5 protein-coding genes are annotated in these 5,718 nt (G+C 50.5%); 2 read left to right on the top strand and 3 right to left on the bottom strand.

Features of this window, described 5'->3' with window-relative positions; translation table 11 throughout:
• Positions 1 to 241 precede the first annotated feature (241 nt).
• The 3 genes from clpB to rluD all read right to left on the bottom strand — a co-directional run bounded on the left by clpB (position 242) and on the right by rluD (position 4,653).
• Positions 242 to 2,815 carry an ATP-dependent chaperone ClpB gene (clpB, locus tag A9587_RS23805; RefSeq protein WP_001516905.1) on the bottom strand — a complete coding sequence of 858 codons (2,574 nt, stop codon included), beginning with the start codon at positions 2,813 to 2,815 and terminating at the stop codon, positions 242 to 244.
• A 129-nt stretch (positions 2,816 to 2,944) separates the two neighbouring features.
• Positions 2,945 to 3,676 (bottom strand): purine nucleoside phosphorylase YfiH, encoded by a 732-nt coding sequence (yfiH, locus tag A9587_RS23800; RefSeq protein ID WP_000040161.1) that lies wholly within the window; start codon positions 3,674 to 3,676, stop codon positions 2,945 to 2,947.
• On the bottom strand, positions 3,673 to 4,653 hold the full coding sequence (rluD, locus tag A9587_RS23795; RefSeq protein ID WP_000079112.1) for a 23S rRNA pseudouridine(1911/1915/1917) synthase RluD: 981 nt from the start codon (positions 4,651 to 4,653) through the stop codon (positions 3,673 to 3,675). Before rluD ends, yfiH begins: the two co-directional genes overlap by 4 nt.
• A gap of 134 nt (positions 4,654 to 4,787) precedes the next feature.
• Here rluD and bamD point away from each other — a divergent pair, with 134 nt between their 5' ends.
• Both bamD and A9587_RS25345 read left to right on the top strand, forming a co-directional pair.
• Entirely contained in the window at positions 4,788 to 5,525 is a 738-nt protein-coding gene (gene bamD / locus A9587_RS23790) for an outer membrane protein assembly factor BamD (RefSeq protein ID WP_000197680.1), read from the top strand.
• Positions 5,526 to 5,646: 121 nt separating this feature from the next.
• Positions 5,647 to 5,718, top strand: a 72-nt coding sequence (locus A9587_RS25345) for a hypothetical protein (protein ID WP_001675268.1), incomplete at its 3' end; no start/stop codon positions are given.

The raw sequence follows: 5,718 nt of genomic DNA, 5'->3' as shown, positions 1-5,718 counted from the left end.
AGAGTCAAGCATTTTTTCGCTTTTCTCTGTCGAAGTTCTCAGGAGAACCCCGCTGACCCGGCGGCTTATTTGCCGTTGTTCCGTGTCAGTGGTGGCGCATTATAGGGAGTTATTCCGGCCTGACAAGCGAAAAATATAAAAACTTTATCGTTCGCTCAATTTTCAGGCAAAACACCCCGAGCATGGTCTTTTCCGTCTAACTTATAGACAGAAACGAGCCCCGAAGGACTCGTTTTATCATTTACTGGACGGCGACAATGCGGTCTTCATTAACTTCCAGGCGAATGACTTTGCCAGGAACCAATTCACCAGACAGTATTTGCTGCGCCAGCGGGTTTTCGATCTGTTGCTGGATAGCACGTTTCAGAGGACGTGCACCATAAACCGGATCGTAACCATTCTCGCTCAGCAGTTTCAGTGCCTCGTCAGAAATGTGGATTTCATAACCACGTTCTTCCAGACGTTTGTACAGACGTTTCAACTGGATCTGGGCAATCGAAGCGATATGTTGTTCACCCAACGGGTGGAAGACCACAACTTCATCAATACGGTTTATGAATTCCGGACGGAAGTTATGGCTAACCACGCCGAGCACCAGCTCTTTCATGCGCGCATAATCCAGTTCACCGAAACGTTCCTGGATCAGATCGGAGCCGAGGTTAGAGGTCATAATGACCACCGTATTACGGAAATCGACCGTTCTCCCCTGCCCATCAGTCAGACGTCCGTCATCCAGAACCTGCAACAGAATGTTGAATACATCCGGATGCGCTTTTTCCACTTCATCCAGCAGAATGACGGAATAAGGACGACGACGCACCGCTTCAGTCAGGTAGCCACCTTCTTCATAACCCACATATCCCGGAGGTGCACCAACCAGACGAGACACCGAGTGTTTCTCCATAAACTCGGACATATCGATACGAACCATCGCCTCGTCACTGTCGAACATAAAATTCGCCAGCGCCTTACAGAGTTCGGTTTTACCTACACCCGTTGGACCGAGGAACAAGAACGAACCAATCGGGCGATTAGGATCCGCAAGCCCCGCACGGCTACGACGAATGGCGTTAGATACCGCATCAACGGCTTCGTTTTGGCCAATAACACGATGGTGCAGTTCTTGCTCCATACGCAGCAGTTTTTCGCGCTCACTTTCCATCATGCGAGAAACAGGAATGCCCGTCCAACGCGCCAACACTTCAGCAATTTCTGCGTCAGTCACTTTATTACGCAACAGACGCATGGTTTTGCCTTCGAGCTGTGTAGCCGCTTCCAGTTGTTTTTCGAGCTCCGGAATTTTGCCGTATTGCAGTTCGGACATCCGCGCCAGATCACCTACACGGCGCGCCTGTTCAATGGCGATTTTCGCCTGTTCCAGTTCGGCTTTAATGGTCTGGGTGCCAGAGAGTGACGCTTTCTCTGCTTTCCACTCCTCTTCTAACTCAGAGTACTGGCGTTCTTTGTCACTCAGTTCTTCATTGAGCATATCCAGACGTTTTTTACTGGCTTCATCAGACTCTTTCATTAACGCCTGTTGTTCCAGCTTAAGCTGGATAATTCGACGATCGAGTCGGTCAAGCTCTTCCGGTTTTGAGTCAATCTGCATACGGATACTGGATGCCGCTTCATCGATCAGGTCGATGGCTTTATCTGGCAACTGACGGTCAGCAATGTAGCGATGAGACAACGTCGCCGCTGCAACAATTGCCGGGTCAGTAATTTGCACATGGTGGTGCAGCTCGTAACGTTCTTTCAGGCCACGCAGAATAGCAATGGTGTCTTCCACCGTTGGCTCGGCAACAAACACTTTCTGGAAACGACGCTCCAGCGCCGCATCTTTTTCAATGTACTGGCGATATTCATCAAGGGTGGTCGCGCCCACGCAGTGCAGTTCACCACGGGCCAGTGCCGGTTTCAGCATATTCCCGGCGTCCATTGCGCCATCGGCTTTACCTGCGCCCACCATGGTGTGCAGCTCATCGATAAACAGAATGACGTTGCCTTCCTGTTTCGACAGATCGTTCAGCACGCCTTTCAGACGTTCTTCAAACTCACCACGATATTTCGCCCCAGCCACCAGCGCGCCCATATCCAGCGCCAGTACGCGGCGGCCTTTCAGCCCTTCCGGTACTTCGCCATTGATAATACGCTGCGCCAAACCTTCAACGATGGCGGTTTTACCGACACCAGGTTCACCGATCAGTACCGGGTTATTTTTAGTACGGCGTTGCAGTACCTGAATGGTACGACGAATTTCTTCATCACGACCAATTACCGGATCGAGTTTACCTTGTTCGGCACGTTCGGTAAGGTCAATGGTATATTTTTTCAAAGCCTGACGTTGGTCTTCGGCTCCTTGATCATTCACGCTTTCACCTCCACGCATTTGTTCAATCGCTTGAGTAATGTTGGCGGTGGTCGCCCCTGCTGCTTTCAGGATGTCGGCCAGCGTGCCGCGAGACTCAAGTGCCGCCAGAACAAACAGTTCTGACGAGATAAAGTTATCACCACGTTTTTGCGCCAGCTTGTCGCAAAGATTAAGAACGCGCACCAGATCCTGTGAAGGCTGGACATCGCCCCCTGTACCTTCAACCTGCGGTAAACGATTTAATGCCTGATTGATATCTGTGCGCAATTGGCCAGCATTAATGCCAGCGGATGTTAATAAAGGACTAACCGAACCCCCTTCCTGATTCAGCAGGGCGCTCATTAAATGAAGTGGTTCGATGAATTGGTTGTCGTGCCCGAGTGCAAGTGATTGGGCATCGGCAAGAGCAAGCTGGAATTTGTTAGTAAGACGATCCAGACGCATAACTCCTCCCATAACGGATCAAAGTTGCTACTGGAGATTAAATGAGGTCATCCCTCAATTATTCAAGGTTATTGACCAGATTAATGTGAAAAGAAAATCACGCGTACCGGATCGTCTTGATTCTTTAGGTTATATCAGCCAAATGAAACTTGCCATACGACCCGTGCACTTGTCGCGACGATAAGAGAAGAAAGTCTCATTTTCAGTGTATGTACAGCGATTACCACCGAAAATTTGTTCAACACCGACGTTCGCCAGACGCTGCCGGGCAAGCAGATAAATATCCGCCAGATATTTATCACCACGCTGAATGAAAGCCTCGCTCGCTTTGGCATCTACTGCCATAAATGCCTCGCGAACCTCCGGCCCCACTTCAAAGGCGCGCGGACCAATTGCAGGTCCCAGCCAGGCAAGAATGTTTTCTGGCTTATCAGCAAAACAAGAAACTGTCTCCTCCAGCACACCAGCGCAAAGTCCACGCCAGCCAGCATGAGCAGCGGCGACTTCCGTTCCCGCACGGTTGCAAAACAGCACAGGCAGGCAGTCGGCAGTCATCACAGCGCAAACCGTGCCAGGTGTGTTGCTATAAGATGCATCCGCCCGTTTAGAGGCATAAGGTTCGCCAGTAAGCCTTAGAACATCTTTCCCATGTACCTGCTCAAGCCACACCGGTTTTGAAGGCAAATTGCCCGCAGCAAAAAGTCGCCTGCGATTCTCCTCAACGTGTTCCGGGTTATCACCACAATGGGCCCCCAGATTGAGAGAATCGTAAGGCGGTAAGCTAACGCCGCCAATACGGGTAGAGCTACAGGCCGCAACACCTTTTGGCAACGGCCACTGCGGGACAATCAACTTACTCATAACCAGTCCACTTCATCCTTATGCTCTTCGAAATCGGCGCGCATCACCTCAATCAGTTCAACCATATCTTGTGGGATAGGCGCGTGCCATTCCATTTCGATACCGGAAATCGGGTGATAGAGACGTAGCATCGTTGCGTGAAGCGCCTGACGATCAAACTTACGCAGCGTGGAGATAAACGCTTCCGACGCCCCCTTCGGCGGACGCGGGCGACCACCATAAACCGGATCACCCACCAGCGGATGAGTGATATGCGCCATATGCACGCGGATCTGATGCGTACGTCCTGTTTCGAGACGCAACCGCAGACGCGTGTGCACACGGAAGTGTTCCATGATGCGATAGTGAGTGACCGCTGGTTTGCCCATCGGATGCACCGCCATATGGGTGCGTTTGGTGGGATGGCGGCTGATTGGCTCGTCCACCGTGCCACCCGCAGTCATATGACCAATCGCTACGGCTTCGTACTCACGGGTAATTTCACGCCGTTGCAGAGACTCCACCAAACGCGTCTGAGCTGGAACCGTTTTTGCCACAACCATCAAACCCGTCGTGTCTTTATCCAGACGATGGACAATGCCCGCACGCGGAACATCTGCAATTGGCGGATAGTAATGAAGCAACGCATTCAACACCGTGCCATCAGGGTTACCCGCGCCAGGATGTACAACCAGGTCGCGCGGTTTATTAATAACAATGATGTCTTCATCTTCATAGACGATATCCAGTGGGATATCCTGCGGTTCAAAACGCGCTTCTTCTTCAATTTCGGCGTTGATGGCAACCTGCTCGCCACCCAATACTTTTTCTTTCGGCTTATCACAAACTTTGCCGTTAACCAGCACGCGCTGGTCGAGGATCCATTCTTTTATCCGCGAACGTGAATAATCCGGGAACATTTCGGCCAAAGCTTGATCTAAGCGTTGACCGAGTTGGTTTTCGGACACTGTTGCAGTGAGTTGTACTCGTTGTGCCATATATACTGCTTCTTCGTTTATCGTTGGGGTTTTACGGCTTTGCCGTTTAATATAGTGTGCTATTGTAGCTGGTCTTAACCGGGAGCAGGAACAGAGAATCTCCCGTAATACATTTTGAGGAAAGTCAAAACGTCATGACGCGCATGAAATATCTGGTGGCAGCCGCCACATTAAGCCTGTTTTTGGCGGGTTGCTCGGGTTCAAAGGAAGAAGTACCTGATAATCCGCCAAATGAAATTTACGCGACTGCACAACAAAAGCTGCAGGACGGTAACTGGAGACAGGCAATAACGCAACTGGAAGCGTTAGATAATCGCTATCCGTTTGGTCCGTATTCACAGCAGGTGCAGTTGGATCTCATCTACGCCTATTATAAAAACGCCGATCTGCCGTTAGCACAGGCTGCCATCGATCGTTTTATTCGCCTGAACCCGACCCATCCGAATATCGATTATGTCATGTATATGCGTGGCCTGACCAATATGGCACTGGATGACAGTGCGCTACAAGGATTCTTTGGCGTTGACCGTAGCGATCGCGATCCTCAACATGCTCGAGCTGCGTTTAGTGACTTTTCCAAATTAGTTCGCGGCTATCCGAACAGTCAGTACACCACCGATGCCACCAAACGTCTGGTGTTCCTGAAAGATCGCCTGGCGAAATATGAATACTCTGTTGCCGAGTACTATACAGAACGCGGCGCGTGGGTTGCTGTCGTTAACCGTGTAGAAGGTATGCTGCGTGATTTCCCGGATACTCAGGCTACACGTGATGCTCTGCCACTAATGGAAAATGCTTACCGTCAGATGCAGATGAATGCACAAGCTGAAAAAGTCGCGAAAATCATCGCCGCAAACAGCAGTAATACATAACAGAATTCTGAAACACAAAACGGCAGCCCTTGAGCTGTAATGCCGATCAGTTAAGGATCAGTTGATCGATCCAGTGGCTGTGTAAGAATCCGGAAACGCTCACTCGTTTCCGGATTTTTTTATGCACATTGGACAGGCCCTTGATCTGGTATCCCGTTACGATTCTCTGCGTAACCCACTGACTTCTCTGGGG

Origin of the sequence: Escherichia sp. MOD1-EC6162 (genome assembly GCF_002965125.1) — a bacterium.
Taxonomy (GTDB): Bacteria; Pseudomonadota; Gammaproteobacteria; order Enterobacterales; family Enterobacteriaceae; genus Escherichia; species Escherichia marmotae.
The sequence above is the reverse complement of the archived record's forward strand: the minus strand, read 5'-3'. Positions and strand labels throughout refer to the sequence as shown.